The sequence below is a fragment of the Blautia marasmi genome, from assembly GCF_900258535.1.
In the GTDB taxonomy this organism is placed as follows: Bacteria; Bacillota; Clostridia; order Lachnospirales; family Lachnospiraceae; genus Blautia; species Blautia hominis.
Window position 1 is genome coordinate 1404989 of the sequence record NZ_OIWX01000001.1, and the last position, 15826, is coordinate 1420814.

The 15826-nt window shown below is 45.4% G+C and carries 16 protein-coding genes; 2 read left to right on the forward strand and 14 right to left on the reverse strand.

Features of this window, described 5'->3' with window-relative positions:
* Positions 1–46 precede the first annotated feature (46 nt).
* From C6P39_RS06275 to C6P39_RS06305, 7 genes are all read right to left on the reverse strand, one after another.
* Positions 47–475: a DUF6120 family protein gene (locus tag C6P39_RS06275; protein ID WP_104803176.1), complete on the reverse strand. Its 429-nt coding sequence runs from the start codon at positions 473–475 to the stop codon at positions 47–49.
* A complete protein-coding gene (locus C6P39_RS06280) occupies positions 475–834 on the reverse strand; it encodes a PadR family transcriptional regulator (protein WP_158661473.1) in 360 nt (119 codons plus the stop codon). Before C6P39_RS06280 ends, C6P39_RS06275 begins: the two co-directional genes overlap by 1 nt.
* A gap of 281 nt (positions 835–1115) precedes the next feature.
* Complete coding sequence (locus C6P39_RS06285; RefSeq protein WP_104803178.1) at positions 1116–2336, reverse strand: amidohydrolase/deacetylase family metallohydrolase; 1221 nt, start codon at positions 2334–2336, stop codon at positions 1116–1118.
* Positions 2337–2438: 102 nt separating this feature from the next.
* Positions 2439–3656, reverse strand: coding sequence for an AGE family epimerase/isomerase (locus tag C6P39_RS06290; protein ID WP_242986953.1), 1218 nt, complete (start codon positions 3654–3656; stop codon positions 2439–2441).
* A gap of 119 nt (positions 3657–3775) precedes the next feature.
* Positions 3776–4873, reverse strand: coding sequence for an aminotransferase class V-fold PLP-dependent enzyme (locus C6P39_RS06295; RefSeq protein ID WP_104803180.1), 1098 nt, complete (start codon positions 4871–4873; stop codon positions 3776–3778).
* A 16-nt stretch (positions 4874–4889) separates the two neighbouring features.
* On the reverse strand, positions 4890–5684 hold the full coding sequence (locus C6P39_RS06300; protein ID WP_104803181.1) for an SDR family NAD(P)-dependent oxidoreductase: 795 nt from the start codon (positions 5682–5684) through the stop codon (positions 4890–4892).
* Positions 5685–5692: 8 nt separating this feature from the next.
* Positions 5693–6733, reverse strand: a complete 1041-nt coding sequence (locus tag C6P39_RS06305) for a LacI family DNA-binding transcriptional regulator (RefSeq protein ID WP_104803182.1) — start codon at positions 6731–6733, stop codon at positions 5693–5695.
* Between the two features lie 577 nt (positions 6734–7310).
* Between C6P39_RS06305 and C6P39_RS06310 the strand changes: the two genes are divergently transcribed.
* Complete coding sequence (locus tag C6P39_RS06310) at positions 7311–8327, forward strand: reverse transcriptase family protein (RefSeq protein WP_104803183.1); 1017 nt, start codon at positions 7311–7313, stop codon at positions 8325–8327.
* A 65-nt stretch (positions 8328–8392) separates the two neighbouring features.
* On the opposite strand, the gene C6P39_RS06315 is transcribed toward C6P39_RS06310, so the two are convergent.
* From C6P39_RS06315 to kduI, 6 genes are all read right to left on the reverse strand, one after another.
* Positions 8393–8938, reverse strand: a complete 546-nt coding sequence (locus C6P39_RS06315; protein WP_207657113.1) for a DUF7402 domain-containing protein — start codon at positions 8936–8938, stop codon at positions 8393–8395.
* Positions 8939–9081: 143 nt separating this feature from the next.
* Positions 9082–10989 (reverse strand): group II intron reverse transcriptase/maturase, encoded by a 1908-nt coding sequence (ltrA, locus tag C6P39_RS06320; protein ID WP_104803184.1) that lies wholly within the window; start codon positions 10987–10989, stop codon positions 9082–9084.
* A gap of 681 nt (positions 10990–11670) precedes the next feature.
* Positions 11671–11922: a hypothetical protein gene (locus C6P39_RS06325; RefSeq protein ID WP_207657114.1), complete on the reverse strand. Its 252-nt coding sequence runs from the start codon at positions 11920–11922 to the stop codon at positions 11671–11673.
* A 70-nt stretch (positions 11923–11992) separates the two neighbouring features.
* Positions 11993–12631, reverse strand: a complete 639-nt coding sequence (locus C6P39_RS06330) for an RpiB/LacA/LacB family sugar-phosphate isomerase (RefSeq protein WP_104805868.1) — start codon at positions 12629–12631, stop codon at positions 11993–11995.
* Between the two features lie 49 nt (positions 12632–12680).
* Positions 12681–13481: a gluconate 5-dehydrogenase gene (locus tag C6P39_RS06335; protein ID WP_095175539.1), complete on the reverse strand. Its 801-nt coding sequence runs from the start codon at positions 13479–13481 to the stop codon at positions 12681–12683.
* Positions 13482–13523: 42 nt separating this feature from the next.
* Positions 13524–14387, reverse strand: coding sequence for a 5-dehydro-4-deoxy-D-glucuronate isomerase (gene kduI, locus C6P39_RS06340; protein WP_104805869.1), 864 nt, complete (start codon positions 14385–14387; stop codon positions 13524–13526).
* A 202-nt stretch (positions 14388–14589) separates the two neighbouring features.
* On the opposite strand from kduI, the gene C6P39_RS06345 reads away from it, so the two are divergent.
* Positions 14590–15453, forward strand: coding sequence for an AraC family transcriptional regulator (locus tag C6P39_RS06345; RefSeq protein WP_095175540.1), 864 nt, complete (start codon positions 14590–14592; stop codon positions 15451–15453).
* A 100-nt stretch (positions 15454–15553) separates the two neighbouring features.
* Here the strand turns inward: C6P39_RS06345 and C6P39_RS06350 are convergent, their stop codons facing one another.
* Positions 15554–15781 carry an HPr family phosphocarrier protein gene (locus C6P39_RS06350; protein WP_065544432.1) on the reverse strand — a complete coding sequence of 76 codons (228 nt, stop codon included), beginning with the start codon at positions 15779–15781 and terminating at the stop codon, positions 15554–15556.
* Between the last annotated feature and the right edge of the window lie 45 nt (positions 15782–15826).

A 15826-nucleotide genomic window follows, 5' to 3' on the forward strand; every position in this document is an offset into this window, starting at 1 on the left:
TGAAACCATTTTTATTATAACGTTGCAGCCCTATGTATAAGGAACATCACTGTCCTTCTTCTATATCGTCTGATTCGATAATTCGTAATTCAGTGACACATTGATCTATCACAGAATCCCTGGACGCCCGGTATGCCAGATAGTAGAACCAGACATAAATCGCCGAACAAATGATGGCTGCACTCAAGCATATAGCTACACATGTTTTCCATATGCTTTTTTTCTTAATACAAGCCAGAATGTACTCAAAATCCTGGTCTGCAAGATAGTCACGCACAATATCCTCCGGTCTGCCGAACGAATCCACCAGCTGTTCATAGGTCATATTGGGATGCTCCCTGGCAAAATCCGAAAGTTCCAAACGGATATCTCTCAAAAATCTGCCGTCTTTGAAGCTAATGCGGGGAAATAATTCTTTTAATACCTTATAATATTGTACTACATATTTATTTCTTGTATCCCATTGGCATAACATTATTTCACATTCCTCATGTCTGATGTAAATCCCTGGTCCTGTTTAAGAAAAAACTGTAATGTCTCTGTTAATTCCAGACACTTTTTTGACAATTTCTCTAATTCTTCGTATCCCTTTGGTTCAATATGGTAATATACCCTTTCCATTCTTTTTCCAGTCAGACGCTTTTGCCCGGTTATCAGACCTTCTTCCTCCATGCGGTAGAGAGCCGGATATATAGTGCCTCTCTGAATCGTCAGAAGACCATTAAAGGTCTGGTCCATCTCCTGCATGATCTCGTATGCGTATGCTTCCTTTCCGGACAGCAGCTTAAGAATGATCATGCTGATGATATCTAATCTCAATGTCTTTTCACCCATGTGAACCCCTTCCATAGCTTCTGCCGTCAAACCATTTGTCTGATGAAAAGGGGGATTAGGCTCCCCCGTTAACGGAATGGTAGTTAATTGTCCCTGAAAAGAAGCTTTTTACTTTTTCTGATAAATATATTATACTGACATAAGATATCTATGTCAATAAATATCTATAAAATATGAATATATAATAGAAAAGATATCCATATTTGTGATCGCAAAAAAGCCACGGCCTTAGTGCCGCAGCTTATTCTCCCTCAATCTCTCCCTCTTCCCACAGAAGGCGTCTATAATACCCCTGGGGATTCCCAGTATGCACTGGGCGCATTTTCCCATTCGGGCATACCAATCGCCATAGGGTTATAGACAATCCTGCCGCCCCTTATTGTCATAATACATTCCAGCTTCCTATTGCCCTTCAGGGATGCATGGCCTGCATCTGCAAATCCAAACCTGCCTTCCCTTATATCCAGCAGCGCAATGTCTGCATCCCGGCCGGCTTTCAAGTCCCCCAGTTCTTCGTGTCCGATGATCTCTGCAGGCCGTTTCGTTGTGCGATATATGACTTCTTTCAGTGGCATACCCATATTCAAGTATTTTGACATGATATGGAGCAGATTTATTACAGGTCCATTCACATTATCCAGATACAGATCTGTGGATATGGTATCCGGATAAAAACCTTGCCGCAATGCAGGCACAGCGTTGCGGAACCAGAAGCTTCCCGCTCCATGGCCCAGATCAAAGATCACGCCCCTGTCCCTTGCCCTGTACATATGCTCCTGCACTTTTCCATCTGCATCCAGAATGGGAAACTGCTGAGCATACACGTGTGTATGAATATCTCCCGGCCGTAACTTTTCCAGGATCAACTCCGGATAAGTACGCCACGGAAGATTCGGCTGAAAATCTGCCATTACCGGCTTCCCGCACAATTTTCCGGCCTCCACTGCACGATCCACAGATTCCCAGGCAGGATGCTCCTTGTCCACCGGCCTGCCCACCCAGTAATGGGCCGTTTTAATTCCCACTACACAATCATAGGTTCCGGCTATGGCTGCCGCAATCTCCGGCTGGAATTCCTTTCTATCCTGTTCGGATTCCAGATTCACCATTCCACCTGACGCAATATTCACAAAGGCAAATACTTTCAATGGGGAGCGGTCAATCACATGTTCCTTAAACTGCAGAAAATCACGGCTTCCGCAGGTACCTGCATCCACACAGGCCGTCACACCAGATTGGAACATGTGGGCATCGCCCTGTATTGTAGGAAGCCCGTCCTCCTCAAAGGGAAACCTGGGATAAATATGGCAGTGCATGTCAACCAGCCCCGGTGTCAGGAGATACCCGCGGACATCTAAAACCTGTTCCCCTTCCTCTGCCGGAATTTGTTTTTCCATACTGCTGATCTTTCCATCTTTTACAGCAATATCAAACTCTCCGTCCACATCCTGGGATGGGTCTAGTACCCTTGCTCCTTTTAAAATCAAATTGTATTTTTTCATATGTATGCCCCATCATTTCTCTTATTATTCTCTAATATATATCTAAAGATCATTTTGTAAGCTGTATAGCACTGCTTGATACCACATTTCATAAGGATCATATTACAAACAATCTTTTAACAATAGGTACAAATTCATAAGGCTTCTGGACACATGATACGGACCTTTTAATTCAAATCCTTTTGCATCCATATACATGCTGTTGTCCCGATGCAGGACACTATACCATTCCCCATATTGGGTATCTCTGAAATATTTCTCTACATATTCAAATTCCCTCATAAAATACTCAAAATGTCTCTCGTTTTCATTGTACAGTGCGCTCATTGCCAGCGTGTAAAGTCCTTCTGCCTGCACCCACCAGATTTTATCATCCCATCTTACCGCATTACCTGCATAATCTGTCTCCTGAAATTCCTGCTGCGGTGTATGGCACAGAGCATCCACATTCTGATAAAATCCACCGAACTCCTGGTCATAACAACTGTCAATAACCCAGTCCAGTACGGTTCCGGCTCTTTCCAGAATCTTTTTATCCTCCTGCTCCAGCCCCGCTTTCATGGAAAACCATAGAGACTCCATGGTATGCCCCGCGTCAACCACTCTTCCCGGCCCTTCTGTCAGGGGCTCTCCTGAAATACGGATGTACTCAAATGGTTTTTCGTACCGGTCACTGGCAAATTCATAGAGTGATTTATATACACACTGGTCCAGCACCTGCCTGTAGGTATCTCCGAATAATTTCCGGCTCTCTAATGCCACAAGAAGGGTCATGAAGTTCACCGCGTGTTTCTGGAATCCCCGGGGTATCCCCTCCTGTCTGAGTATGTCCTGCTTTTTTACATTCTCAAAAAGGATCTCCGTCAGAAGTTTTGCCTGCTCTGCTTCCCTCTCCCAGTCCTGGCCGCGGCGTTTCCGTGCCAGCACATATTCATAGAAACCTTTCACCATAAAATGGTCTGTAAAAATGGAAACCGGGCCTTCCAGCACCTTTCCCCCTGCATCCATCATCCGGCAAAATCTTCCCTCCGCGGTGCAAAATTTTGTATTTACCGCCTCCCTTCCGGCTTCTGCGAGAGAAAACCATTCCTCCCTGTCCTCTATGTGGTTATATAAAGCGCCGAACAGGTACATTGTTCTTCCCACAAACCAGCCCGGACGAATGTCTTTCGTTCTGCCGCCCTTCCGGTCATAACAAGTTGTGTAGCCAAATCCTCCATCCGTTCTTACCCTCTGTTCCCAAAAAGGAATTACTTCCTCAAAAAGCTCCTGTTCAATCTTATGCAGGCAATTTCGCAGTTCCTTTTCATGGTTTCTCACAAACACACTTTTCTTAATTTCGGTACGCCCCCTTTATTTTGTGCATTATTGCTAACTTATCTTACTTATTTATTTCCAGTTTTTTGAAAACGTTTACATTTCCCCAGTCAAAAATCCTATTACAATATCTCTGCCAGCCTGTCCCCAACGATTTCCGCCTCTTTATCTGTCAGGTTCAGCGGACTGATATAAATCATGTTTTCTTCCGGGACTGCGCCTATATAAATACCGGCTTCTCTCATTTTATCCGCTGTCTCTTCTGCTTTTCCAATCTGTTTCAGTTCACAAAATAACCGGGGATATTCTTGTCCCACAGGGCCCTTTGCAGTTATTTTAGTGCCCAGCACGCTGTCCCTGCCTTCTATTTTCTTCTGTATGCTCACATTTCTTTGATACATTTTCTCTTTTTGTTCCCGGTGGTTTAAAGAACAATATTGTTCCACCGCTTTGTAAAGGCCTGCCATGGCCTCCCGTGATGTTTTGCTCGATCTGCATATGCCATGTCCGGGCGAGCCAATGTTTCTGCAGATTTCAATATATTCCCGTTTTCCTAATATCAATCCGCTGTCCTGTGGTCCGCAGAGTGTCTTTCCTCCGCTGAAGATCACCATATCTGCGCCCATCTCCGTAAACTTCCAAAGATTTTCAACCGGTGGAAGCTGCGCTGCTGCATCAACCACCACAGGTACCCCTTTTCCGTGTGCTGCGGCGATCGTCTTTTCCAGGCTCAGGGAACCTCTTTGGTACAGAGCGGATGCAAAGTAAAATACACCGGCTGTCCTGCTGGTGATCCTCCCTTCCAGTTCAAATTCCAGCGTCTCGTCAGCGTCTCCGATCTCGGCTACCTGTGCGCCTGACGCCTCTATTGCCTTGTCGTAAGCATTTCGCTGCGCCCTCATAACAAGGATCTCATTTGGGATATCCTCCGTATCCGGCAGTTTTCTATAGTGATACAGATCCCCCCTGGTCATACACACACAGGCAGCAAGTAGTAAGCCTCCCGAAGCCCCGTTTGTATAGTAGGCCCCCTCATTATGGGTAAGCCCGGCTGTCCTGTCACCTAAGACGCGCTGCAGTTCCTCCATATCAACAAAGGCACCCGCCATTTCCTCCATGGTTTTGAGTGTCCGGGCCGACATGCGGCTTCCGCCATATATGGTGTATGTGTCATGGGCATTGATATACTTCTTTACTCCCAATTCCTCAAATATATCCATTTTCCCCCTCCTGTTCTCAATGTGCCTTAATACTGGCACCGCCGTCCACCAGCAGCGTCTGTCCTGTCACATATGCGGATAAATCACTGGCAAGATATAATACGGCGTAAGCAATATCCTCCATCCTCCCCGGTGGAAGAGGCTGCATTTTAACCAGCATATCCAAAAACACATCGCGTTTTTCTCCTTCCGGATATGTATGGATCTCGTCCATCATCACATCACTTAAGATCAGTCCCGGAGATACGTTGTTCACACGTATGCCATAAGGCGCATAATCCAGGGCCATAGCCCTTGCCGTAGCATTAACCGCTCCTTTTGTACCAGCATAGATATCAAATCCCGGCATGGTCATAGTTCCGTGGATGGAGGAGATATTGACAATATTCCCTGCCTTCTTTTCCATCATGGACGGCAGAAAGGCTCTGGAAAAATAAATGCCGCTCAGATAATTTGTCCTTATCATCTTTTCCATGAGCCGATCGGAATATCGGTGCAGAGGATGCTGTTCATTGATTCCCACTGTATTTACCAGGATATCAATGCTCCTCTCATTTTTGAGTATTTCCCTGCACGCACTCTCAATTTCCTCTTTTTCAGATAGATCCGCCACAAATCCTCTGGAATCAGGTGACAGCTTTTGTATCTCCTTTACAGTCTCAGACAATGTTTTCTCATTCCTGCCTCCCACATAAACCTGTGCCCCCTGCTGGGCAAATAAAATTGCCGTCTCCCGCCCGATTCCTCTTGCTCCGGTGGTGATGACTGCTTTTTTACCCTCCAGCAGACGGTTAAAATTCCGCTTTTCCATATTTATTCTTACATCCCTCCATAGTTTCCCACAGTCTCCTTTTCAATCACTTTGGTTTCATATACATGCCGTACCGTTTTCGCCTCCTTTGAAAATTCCAGTTGTTCTGCCAATATGTGAATGCTGTCCTGCCCAATCTGATACAAGGGCTGTTCCACAGAAGTGATCCGCGGTCCCCGGTATCCGTCAGGCAGAATCCTCTGATTATCGAAGCCCACAATGGAAATATCCTCCGGGACCTTAAGTCCGCTGTCCATCACTGCCCTCACGGCAAAGCTGGCAATGGCATCATCGGAACAGAAGACAGCACTTGGCCTGTTGTCCAGAGATATGAGCATTTTCATTTTTTCATAGCCGCTGCGGTAATCTGTGGAGGTATACTGGATATAGCCTTCGCTGATCTCCAGACCTGCATTTCTTATACTGTCCAAATATCCGTTCATGCGCTCCTGGGTCACTTTTTTGTTGGGATTTCCGCAGATATGGGCTATCTTTTTGTGTCCTCTCTGCATCAGGTGTTCCACAGCCTTTTTGCTGCCGCCGTAATTGTCTATGAGGAGTTTATTGCAGGTACACTCCCTCACGTCATTCTCTATCATTACATAATTTACATGATTACTTTCCTTCAGATAATCCAGGACTTTCCTGTCATTTAAGTAGGAGCCGTAGAGAACTACCCCATCCACTACACCGTTTGTCAGATATTTTACATAGTTTTCCTTGCTGTCAGCATCTCCCCCCAAAACACTGCAGAATATCACATTGTATTTCGTCCGCCGGGCCCCATGTTCAAATCCCTTGATCAGGTCATAAAAGAAGGGATCATGCAGATTGTTGACTACCACGCCAATACAGTTTGTCTTCCTTTTCACCAGGGACCTTGCCGCATGATTTGGACTGTACCCCAGTTCACGGATCGTATCCTGAACCAGTTCCCGCATCTTGGGTTTGACATTATCACTGTTATTGATCACTCTTGAAACGGTGGCAAGTGAAACATTAGCCGCTTTAGCCACATCTTTTATACTAACCGTTCTTCTTGTTTCCATGTTTTTCCTCTATTCATTTATAAAAACTGTGTAACGGTTCCATACAGGGAAAGGACGGACCTGTATCGTTACCAAACTGCGAAGTTTGCTGATGCTGCATTCATTGAAAACGTTTACATCTAACTGCATCATATAATACGGAATCATAACTTGTCAACTGTTTCCCTTGCTTTATGGTGTATTTCGCACTAATGCACGAACATCTCTTATATTTTTTATGCAACTTTTATCCCAAAGTGTAGATACATGGCTCACCGGCGCCTGGGGGCGTCCCCCTCCTGTCCCGCGGTTCCAAATTCCGCAAGCTATAACAGTTGTCAATTCCGCCACCCCTATGTTATGATAAGACTGCGGGAACAATAGCATATCCGGTATCTTTACGCTTTGCTGTACTGAACCGGTCGGGGGGCGAGTCGCCGCCTGATCATAAACGGGGAGACATTAGACTTCCGAACGCTCCGAGGTACTTCTGCACACTGCGTGTGCTGTACGGCCTTCGGCCTATGTACATCTGCGCATTCTCCAGAATCACCTTCTTGTATTGTTCCCGCAAAATTCATATCCGGGATGTGGTTAAATGGCAGGCAATGATCTATGGAAATATTGTGAGGCAAAGGAAGCAGAAGATGTACTGCGTTCCTTTCATTTGCTGGAAGGCACAGGCGTCAGCGATGAGAAATATCTGGCTTGTCTTTATGCAGTCAGTAATCACACAGAAGAGCATTACCATACTGCAGTTATACAAAAAAAGAACGGCGGGATGAGAAAGTTGTCGGTACCCGACACACTGCTGCGGACAATACAGCGGAATATTGTAAAAAATGTATTATGCGAGCGTTCCGTCTCGCAATATGCAACTGCATATAGAAAGAAAGCTTCCGTCATGGAAAATGCCCGGCCCCATGTTGGTGCAGAAATGGTGATGAAACTGGATATCAAGGATTTTTTTGACTGTATTACCTTTCAGATGGTATATCAGTATGCATTTCCGGCGATCTACTATCCGCCTTCCATCCGGATGCTTTTGACTTCCCTGTGCTGCCGGAACGACTGTCTGCCACAGGGAGCCCCCAGTTCCCCGGCAATCTCCAATCTGGCTATGCGTTCTTTTGATGAATATATGGGCGCCTGGTGTGGGGAACGGCAGATGCAATATACCAGATACTGCGATGACCTGACCTTTTCCGGTACTTTTGATCAAAAGGAAGTAAAGCAGAAAGTCCGTAATTTTTTGCACGTACTGGGATTTGAATTAAATAGAAAAAAGACAAGAGTCCAGGATCAGTCCCACAGACAGACCGTGACAGGACTTGTAGTAAATGAAAAAATGCAGGTGAGCAGAGAATACAGAAACCAGCTCCGCGCAGAGATTTATTATTGTCAAAAGTACGGAGTGACCTCACATTTGAACAAAATGGGGAATCCTGCCTGGATGAGGGAAGATGAACCGGATGGTAAAAGATATCTGCAGTATCTGCTTGGAAAAATAAATTATGTGCTGGCAGTAAATCCCCATGATGGCCATTTTTGTAAAAAGAGAGAGGAACTATCTCTTATGGTCAGGGAAATATCTACCCGGAGCAACACACTCTAGTGCGGGAAAGCACCGGCATACATATCTCATAAATCCCCGCCGGCAAAAAACGGCGGGGATTCCCTTTAGGCTTCCGTTCCATACACTTCCAGCTGCACAAGCGCCGGAAAGGGGGACGGTTCCTCTGATCTTATCAATTCTCCGATCTGAAGCCATTCGATCTTTTTTTTCTCAAATGTAAATTCCTGAGCGTCCCCTGTCTTTTTCAATTCCAATTCCATAGCTGTGCCGTCTGAAAATGTGACAGTCGCCTTTTTCCACCAATTGTCATGTGGGTAATCCGCTCTTGTATAAAGGATAATCCGGTCAACCTCCACCGTCCGTCCAAATTCCAGCTTCATGGCTGCATCTGCCCGCTGGTTAATCCCCCAGGATTCATAAGGCCACTCCCCGTGGCAGGCCGCCGCAGTGATACCGTCAACAGCATTCATGGCTGCAAAGACAGACTCTCCTCTTGTCTCCACATTGGCTGATGCGTGTGGGTAACAGTTGGTCTCCCCATGGCAGTCATTCACATTCAGCGCCAGGTTCCGGTATGCCTCATATTCAAAAGGATAAGCTTTTCGGATGTGGATCAAATGCCTGCTTCCGGAAAATGTCTTGGGTGACATATTGACCCGCTTGTTTCGATAGGTAAGCCTTTGATATAATCTCCGGCTTTTCCCCCGACTAGCACCGGACATGCGATTTTCACCGCATCCGGCGCCCCATCGATTGTGTTGGCCTACATTTAAACAGTCACCAAATTATTACGTTACCCTATTGCTGGCAGACCAGCCCGCTCACGCAGACTGTTTATTTTGGAAATCATCTTTTTGGTTATTTCAAGTGTTTTGGTTAAGGCTTTTAATTCTCTTTGAGGTGTCTTCTGTAATAACGGCAGGTATTTCTTGTGTATGAGAATCATATTTCTGTAGCGTTCTTCTCCACCCTGTTCTTTAGATTTCTTGAACCAACATTCTATTGTTGAGGCATTCGTGAACACTTCTCCACTTATCGCACATTTACCCTGTTGTGCAGAAAATAAGGAAATGCTGCTATCCGTGTATTCTATGCTGTGGTCAGTTATCCGGTCATCTTTTAATCCATTCATGACCGCCTTGTTAAGAATGAGGCTTGTATGGATTAGTTCCCTTCCCTCTGGTGTGTAGCTACATACTTTGATTCTTTTAGGCATTGCCACCTTGAATTTCACATATGCTATCGGATAAATCATCTGGTCAATCCCAGCAACATATCTTATCATCCTGGATTTTCCAAATCTTCCCTTTTCGCTCTGGGTTATCGTTCCGCCCTCACGCTTTAACATACATCCCTTTTCGGTGTTCAGCCTGTTTGTAAGTACCGTCATAACCTGTCTGTGGATTGCCCTGCAATCAAGGCTGATGCAGGTTGCAAGCTGGTAGTAGTTCTGTATGCCTAAAACCATCGAGTTATAAAGCCTTATCTCATTGAGACAGCTTATTTTTTCCCTTGGTCTTGCTATGTTCTTAGCTTGCTCCACTAATTTATCCTTTTCAATCTTTAGCCTTTTATCACAGATTGCCGATTTGACTACATACTTATGGTGTTTGGGAATGACCTTGATTTTGAAGCCTAAAAATTCCGACCATCTTTTACGGGTGTTTACAATCCTCGTTTTTTCTGGTGATACTTCAAGTTTCAGCCTTTCCTCAATCCACTTTGTGACAGCTTCTTTTGTTTTTACAGCGTCTTCCTTGGTTCTACAGAAGATTCTAAAATCGTCAGCATATCTCACGATATGCATTTCCTTGAGATTTGTCCTCCTCATTACCGTATATCCGTGGCTTTTATCTAAGACCTCGGACGTTCTGATAACTCTGTATTTCGCTTTTTTTAATGCCAGTGGGTTTTCTTCCCATTGGCTAGCCACCCACCAGTCAAGTTCATTTAGCACTATGTTTGCCAGCAAGGGGGAAATGATGCCGCCCTGCGGAGTTCCCTCGGTAGGGATGAGTGTTGAACCATCCTGCATTCTTATTGGTGCTGTCAGAATTCGCTTTATTACAAATATAAGCTGTTTGTCCTGTATTCCGAATGCCCAAATCTGTTTTATCAGCTTGCTATGATTCACATGGTCAAAAAATCCTTTTATATCAAATTCAATCACATAATGAAGATTCATTCTCTGTAACATCGTGTAAGTTTTTGATATCGCATGCTCAACCGAACGATTTGGTCTGAATCCATAGCTATTGTTATAAAACTTTGCCTCACATATCGGCTCTAAAATCTGCTTAATACATTGCTGTATCAGCCTGTCCCATATACACGGGATGCCTAAGGGACGCAGTTTTCCATTGGGTTTTGGTATATCTTTCCGTCTTACAGGTTTGGGTCTGTAGCCATGCTGGCTCCCCGTAACAATGAACCTCACTTTCTCCACAACCTTGTCGGGAGACATTCCCCCGATTTCTGTGATATTCCTGTTGTCCGTACCTGCTGTGTAGCTTCCTTTGTTAGCCTTTATGTTCCTATATGCGAGCAGGATGTTATCCCGGCTCAATATCAAATCCATAAGACTTTCAAATGTATCGCCGCTTAGGCTTCTCTGATATAACTCATCGAAGGTATCCTGCATATCATAGTATTCAGCGTGCCGCAAATCATCTACACATAGGTTTTTGTTTTTCTTTGGCATAAGGCATCACCTCCTTTTGAAAGTGACCCTTTTGGTCTTATTCGAATCCTTATGTTGGACTGAATAATGTATGCTTTTTACAACCGACTAGAGGCCATTCCTACTTCTTCCATTACAGAAGCTATCAACAGTTCGACCTCAACCTTTCAGCACTGATTCATTTGCTTATTGTTCTTCGTCAGATTATCCCTGTCCGGGATTCGATACCTTTCCTTGTTCCGATAGTCCTATCTGTACATTTATACCCTTAGGTTTCTGCTATAGTCCTGCCAGCTTGGATATGCCTGTAACATATCATGGTCGTTCGTAGGGAAAATTTCTACTAAACCACACTGGCTGCGCTTTAACGCACCCATACATTTCTATATGGTCTTCTTTTAGAACCGTACATTCACAGATTCGTCAGTTTGCCCGCCAAAGCAAACATACTAACCATAGGTATTTTATAGAGCCTCGGCTTATAGGTAACACACCCCACCTCTGGGGCGCTTTCGTGAGACATTTGGCAGTCTCTTACGGTTACTCTCAGCCTTTGTCATGGAGCTTCAAACCCCGACCTTTACAATCGACGCATGTCCATCAAGGCTAGGCGTTTCCGGACGTTACTCCTTCATTCCACCTATTGAACTATCAGTTCATAGACTGATTTATTAAATTAAATCGTGCCCATGCGCAGGCTTGTTACCGCCTGCGAACAAGTCGCACTTCCCCAAAAGGAATCTTGTACCATATATTTCCTGTCAGATACACCAGGGAATGGCCCCTTCCGTCATCCAGGGACAGCCAGTAAAATGCCGGTATCTCAGCCGCCTCCACTACGATCTGATCACCTTCCCTGTATTCCGCGCAGTAAGGAAGGTTCACTTCTCTCTCCCCGCGGGCAACCGCCAATGTGAAGCCGTTTTTGTCCTGTACTTTTAAACTGATAGACATCTCTCTACCTCTTCTCTCTTTCTATTTCTGCACGAATGCCTGTCCGTTTCACCAGACAGGCATTCAGATATTAATTCAGTATTTTCTTCACTGCCTCTGCCATCTCTTCACATTTGCAGTCAGCAAAGAAATATTCCCGGAATTTCTCGCCGCTGAGTGTGCCTTTTACAAGCTCCCGATCCAGGTTTTCCAGAATCTCGGGAAGGGCTTTGTATGTCACCTCTTTTACCTTGTCCAGGATCTGTTTGTTACGCTTCTCCGGAACTGCACGTTCCCTTGGGTATCCCTGTCCGCTCTCCTCACAGAAAAGTTTCTCAAAGATATACTGGAGATTCAGGTCTCCGCCCCAGCCAAACCCTTTTGCAAAGGGAATGGCAATGGCATTGCCGTCATTGATCTGGGCAAATGTGTAGGCATCCAGTGCGTCCTCCACATGACCGCATATCACCCCCGGGAAGGAGTTGCAGGCCAGCATTGCGCCCTCGCCTGTACCGCAGCCGGTGATCACATAATCGGCTGCACCGGAATTCAAAAGGACTGCTGCAAGGATCCCCACCTGTACATAAGTGAGCTGGCAGTCATCCTCTGCTGTGTACATACCGTAATTGCGCACTTCATGCCCCATGGGTCCCACTACTGTTTCCAATGCTTGACAGATGATGTGGTTTTTAGCCGCCTGGCTGTTTTCATTTATTAAAGCAACTTTCATGATCTTTTTTTCCTCTCTTACTATGACCTCTAAAAAGTAAATATCTTTATCACGGCTGTTTTCCAATGTATGCCAGGATCCCTCCGTCCACATAGAGAATATGGCCGTTTACAAAGTCAGATGCATCGGACGCCAGGAAGATGGCAGGTCCCATCAGGTCCTCCGGGGTTCCCCAGCGCGCCTGAGGTGTTTTTGCCAGGATAAACTGGTCAAATGGATGTCTGCTGCCGTCCGGCTGCTTTTCCCTGAGGGGTGCTGTCTGGGGTGTGGCAATATACCCCGGCCCGATGCCGTTGCACTGGATATTATATTCGCCGTATTCTGACGCTATATTCTTTGTCAGCATTTTCAGGCCGCCCTTTGCAGCCGCATAAGCGGAAACCGTCTCACGGCCCAGCTCGCTCATCATGGAACAGATATTGATGATCTTGCCGTGTCCTTTTTCCATCATGCCGGGAATCACTGCTTTTGACACAATGAACGGTGCGTTCAGGTCAATATCAATGACCTGGCGGAATTCCTCTGCTTTCATCTCTGTCATAGGAATGCGCTTGATGATACCTGCGTTGTTGACCAGAATATCAACGGTGCCCAGTTCTTTCTCAATATCAGCCACCATTTTTTCCACCTGGGCCTCATCCGTCACATCACAGATATAACCTCTGGCGTCAATTCCTTTGGCTTTGTAGTCAGCCATAGCCTTATCCATGTGTTCCCGGCCTCTGCAGTTAAACGCGATCTTCGCACCAGCTGCTGCATATGCCTCCGCAATGGCAAATCCGATCCCGTAGGCTGCTCCTGTCACCAGGGCAACTTTTCCTTCTAAAGAAAATAATTTGTTTGTTTCCATATGGGTATCTCCTCTCTTTTTTTCTGTCATCATGTTCTCTATTTACAGGATATCTTGGTTTCTGATGCCGTCCATATCGTCAAAATCCTGGTTTTCTCCCACCATTCCCCAGATAAAGGTATAATTTCTGGATCCGGAACCGGAATGGATGGACCAGCTTGGGGAGATCACTGCCTCCTCATTTCTCATAACAATATGTCTTGTCTCCTGAGGTTCTCCCATATAATGCATGACAAAAGCATCCTCCGGCATGTCAAAATACAGATATACTTCCATCCTTCTGTCATGGGTATGACACGGCATGGTGTTCCAGACACTTCCCGGCTCCAGACTTGTCATTCCCATCTCCAGCTGACAGCTCTCCACCTGGCCCGGAAGAATATATTTGCAGATGGTTCTGTGGTTGGACTGCTCCAGACTTCCCAGCTCCACCTTGTTTTCCTCTTTGATGATCACCACATCTTCCTCTTCTGTCCCCTCCCGTTTGATCAGCACAGTGGGGTAGGTAGTGTGTGCGGGAGCACTGTTAATATAAAATTTTGCCGGATTTTCCTTGTCTGTACTGGAAAATGTAATGTCCTTTTTGCCCATGCCGATGTACATTCCGTCCCTTGGCGCCACCTGGTAAGTTCTGCCGTCCACACAGATGCTGCCCGGGCCTCCGATATTGATAACTCCCATCTCCCGTCTCTGTAAAAAATATTCTGCTCTCAGTTCATCTCCTGCCACCAATTTCAGTTCTTTTTCGGCCGGAGTGGCGGAGCCGGTGATGATTCGGTCAATGTGGCTGTACACCAGCTTGATCTCATCGGGTACAAACACGTTCTGTATTAAAAATTCTTCTCTGAGGCGCTGGGTGGTATAGTGTTTCACATCCCTGGGTGATGCTGCGGTTCTGAGTTCCATAATGATTCCTGCCTTTCTTTTGCTTTCCCTTATCGTTATCCTCATCTTATCATGACAGATTTTCGGTTTCCTGTGTTTTTCTTTCAGAAATATTGCAAATCTTACACTGATGTTTTATACTAAAAGCGTGACGGTTCCATACCTTCACAGTTATAGCCACAGAAGCAAGACGGCATCCGTTGATCACCGGGAGGAAACATCCATGAAAATATATAGTTCCTGTAAAGAGGGAATACGTTCCTGTATTGAAACGCAGACATTTTCCGCTGCGCATCTGTACAGCTATGAGAAGCCTATGGATATCCATATCCATGACTGTTATGAAATTTATTACTCCATCTCCGGGGGAAAGCAGTTTTTGATCGACAACCGGTTCTATACTTTCAATCCCGGAGATATTTTCTTTATCAATCAATATGAAAGCCATTATCTGTCCCAGATCGACAATGTGAAACACGAACGGATCATTGTCTCCATCTACCCTGATTACCTGAAGCAATGCTGTTCCGGCAAGACCGATCTGAACTACTGCTTTACCTGCCGAAATACTAACTTCGGACATAAGATTTCCCTGTCCCTTGAGGAACAGAAGCGCTTTCTGTACTTTATACATAAGCTGTCCGAGAATAACGAATACGGACAGGATATTTTAGACCACGCAGTATTTCTTCAGCTTATGACCTTTTTAAACGGCATCTTTCTGAGAAACTGCGACCACGACCTGCCCCGGCATGAACCTGTCGGAAGCCGTCACGAACAGATGGACGCCATTCTTTCCTATATTAATCAGCATATCTCTGAAGATCTTTACATTGAGCGGCTGGCTAAACACTTTTATATCAGCACCTCCTATCTGTGCAGGATATTCAAGAGTGAAACGGGAACCACCATCAATAAATACATTACTGCCAAACGCATCACCCTTGCCAAATCATATCTTTCAGAGGGATATTCTGTCACAGATGCCTGCATCCGCTGCGGCTTTGGGGACTATAGTAATTTCCTGAAATCTTTTACAAAAGCTGTGGGGATCTCCCCCAAGAAATACGCCCAGTTCTCCGCATAAAAACAACCCGGCTCGAAGAGCAGAAACTGCTCTTGGAGCCGGGTTATCTTACCGGAAACAGGTACCTGTTTTCACGGGGCAGGGAACTGCCGGGCTAATTTTATGCTGCATAGGTCCGGATCAGCTGCTCCAGATTTCCGACGCCCTCATCGGAATAAATTTTCAGTTCTACTTTTTTGCCGGCCCCGATGGCCATCATTCCCATAATGGATTTGGCATCCACCATATAGCTGCCGTAACAGGCATCAATCTGGAAGGGAGCCTCTGATACTTTGTTCACAAAATTCACAATTTCATTTACTTCTTTAAAACAAACTTGAACGCACATAAAACCATTCTCCTTTTTTTAGTCTTTATATGATCCGTGATTTTC

Coding starts and splice junctions, on each gene's coding strand:
- C6P39_RS06280 (WP_158661473.1), bottom strand. CDS start 834: ATGGGTGAAAAGACATTGAGATTAGATATCATCAGCATGATCATTCTT.
- C6P39_RS06325 (WP_207657114.1), bottom strand. CDS start 11,922: ATGTCTATCAGTTTAAAAGTACAGGACAAAAACGGCTTCACATTGGCG.
- C6P39_RS06310 (WP_104803183.1), top strand. CDS start 7,311: ATGGCAGGCAATGATCTATGGAAATATTGTGAGGCAAAGGAAGCAGAA.
- C6P39_RS06350 (WP_065544432.1), bottom strand. CDS start 15,781: ATGTGCGTTCAAGTTTGTTTTAAAGAAGTAAATGAAATTGTGAATTTT.
- C6P39_RS06315 (WP_207657113.1), bottom strand. CDS start 8,938: ATGTCACCCAAGACATTTTCCGGAAGCAGGCATTTGATCCACATCCGA.
- ltrA (WP_104803184.1), bottom strand. CDS start 10,989: ATGCCAAAGAAAAACAAAAACCTATGTGTAGATGATTTGCGGCACGCT.
- C6P39_RS06345 (WP_095175540.1), top strand. CDS start 14,590: ATGAAAATATATAGTTCCTGTAAAGAGGGAATACGTTCCTGTATTGAA.
- C6P39_RS06275 (WP_104803176.1), bottom strand. CDS start 475: ATGTTATGCCAATGGGATACAAGAAATAAATATGTAGTACAATATTAT.
- C6P39_RS06330 (WP_104805868.1), bottom strand. CDS start 12,631: ATGAAAGTTGCTTTAATAAATGAAAACAGCCAGGCGGCTAAAAACCAC.
- C6P39_RS06300 (WP_104803181.1), bottom strand. CDS start 5,684: ATGGAAAAGCGGAATTTTAACCGTCTGCTGGAGGGTAAAAAAGCAGTC.
- C6P39_RS06285 (WP_104803178.1), bottom strand. CDS start 2,336: ATGAAAAAATACAATTTGATTTTAAAAGGAGCAAGGGTACTAGACCCA.
- C6P39_RS06335 (WP_095175539.1), bottom strand. CDS start 13,481: ATGGAAACAAACAAATTATTTTCTTTAGAAGGAAAAGTTGCCCTGGTG.
- C6P39_RS06295 (WP_104803180.1), bottom strand. CDS start 4,873: ATGGATATATTTGAGGAATTGGGAGTAAAGAAGTATATCAATGCCCAT.
- C6P39_RS06305 (WP_104803182.1), bottom strand. CDS start 6,733: ATGGAAACAAGAAGAACGGTTAGTATAAAAGATGTGGCTAAAGCGGCT.
- kduI (WP_104805869.1), bottom strand. CDS start 14,387: ATGGAACTCAGAACCGCAGCATCACCCAGGGATGTGAAACACTATACC.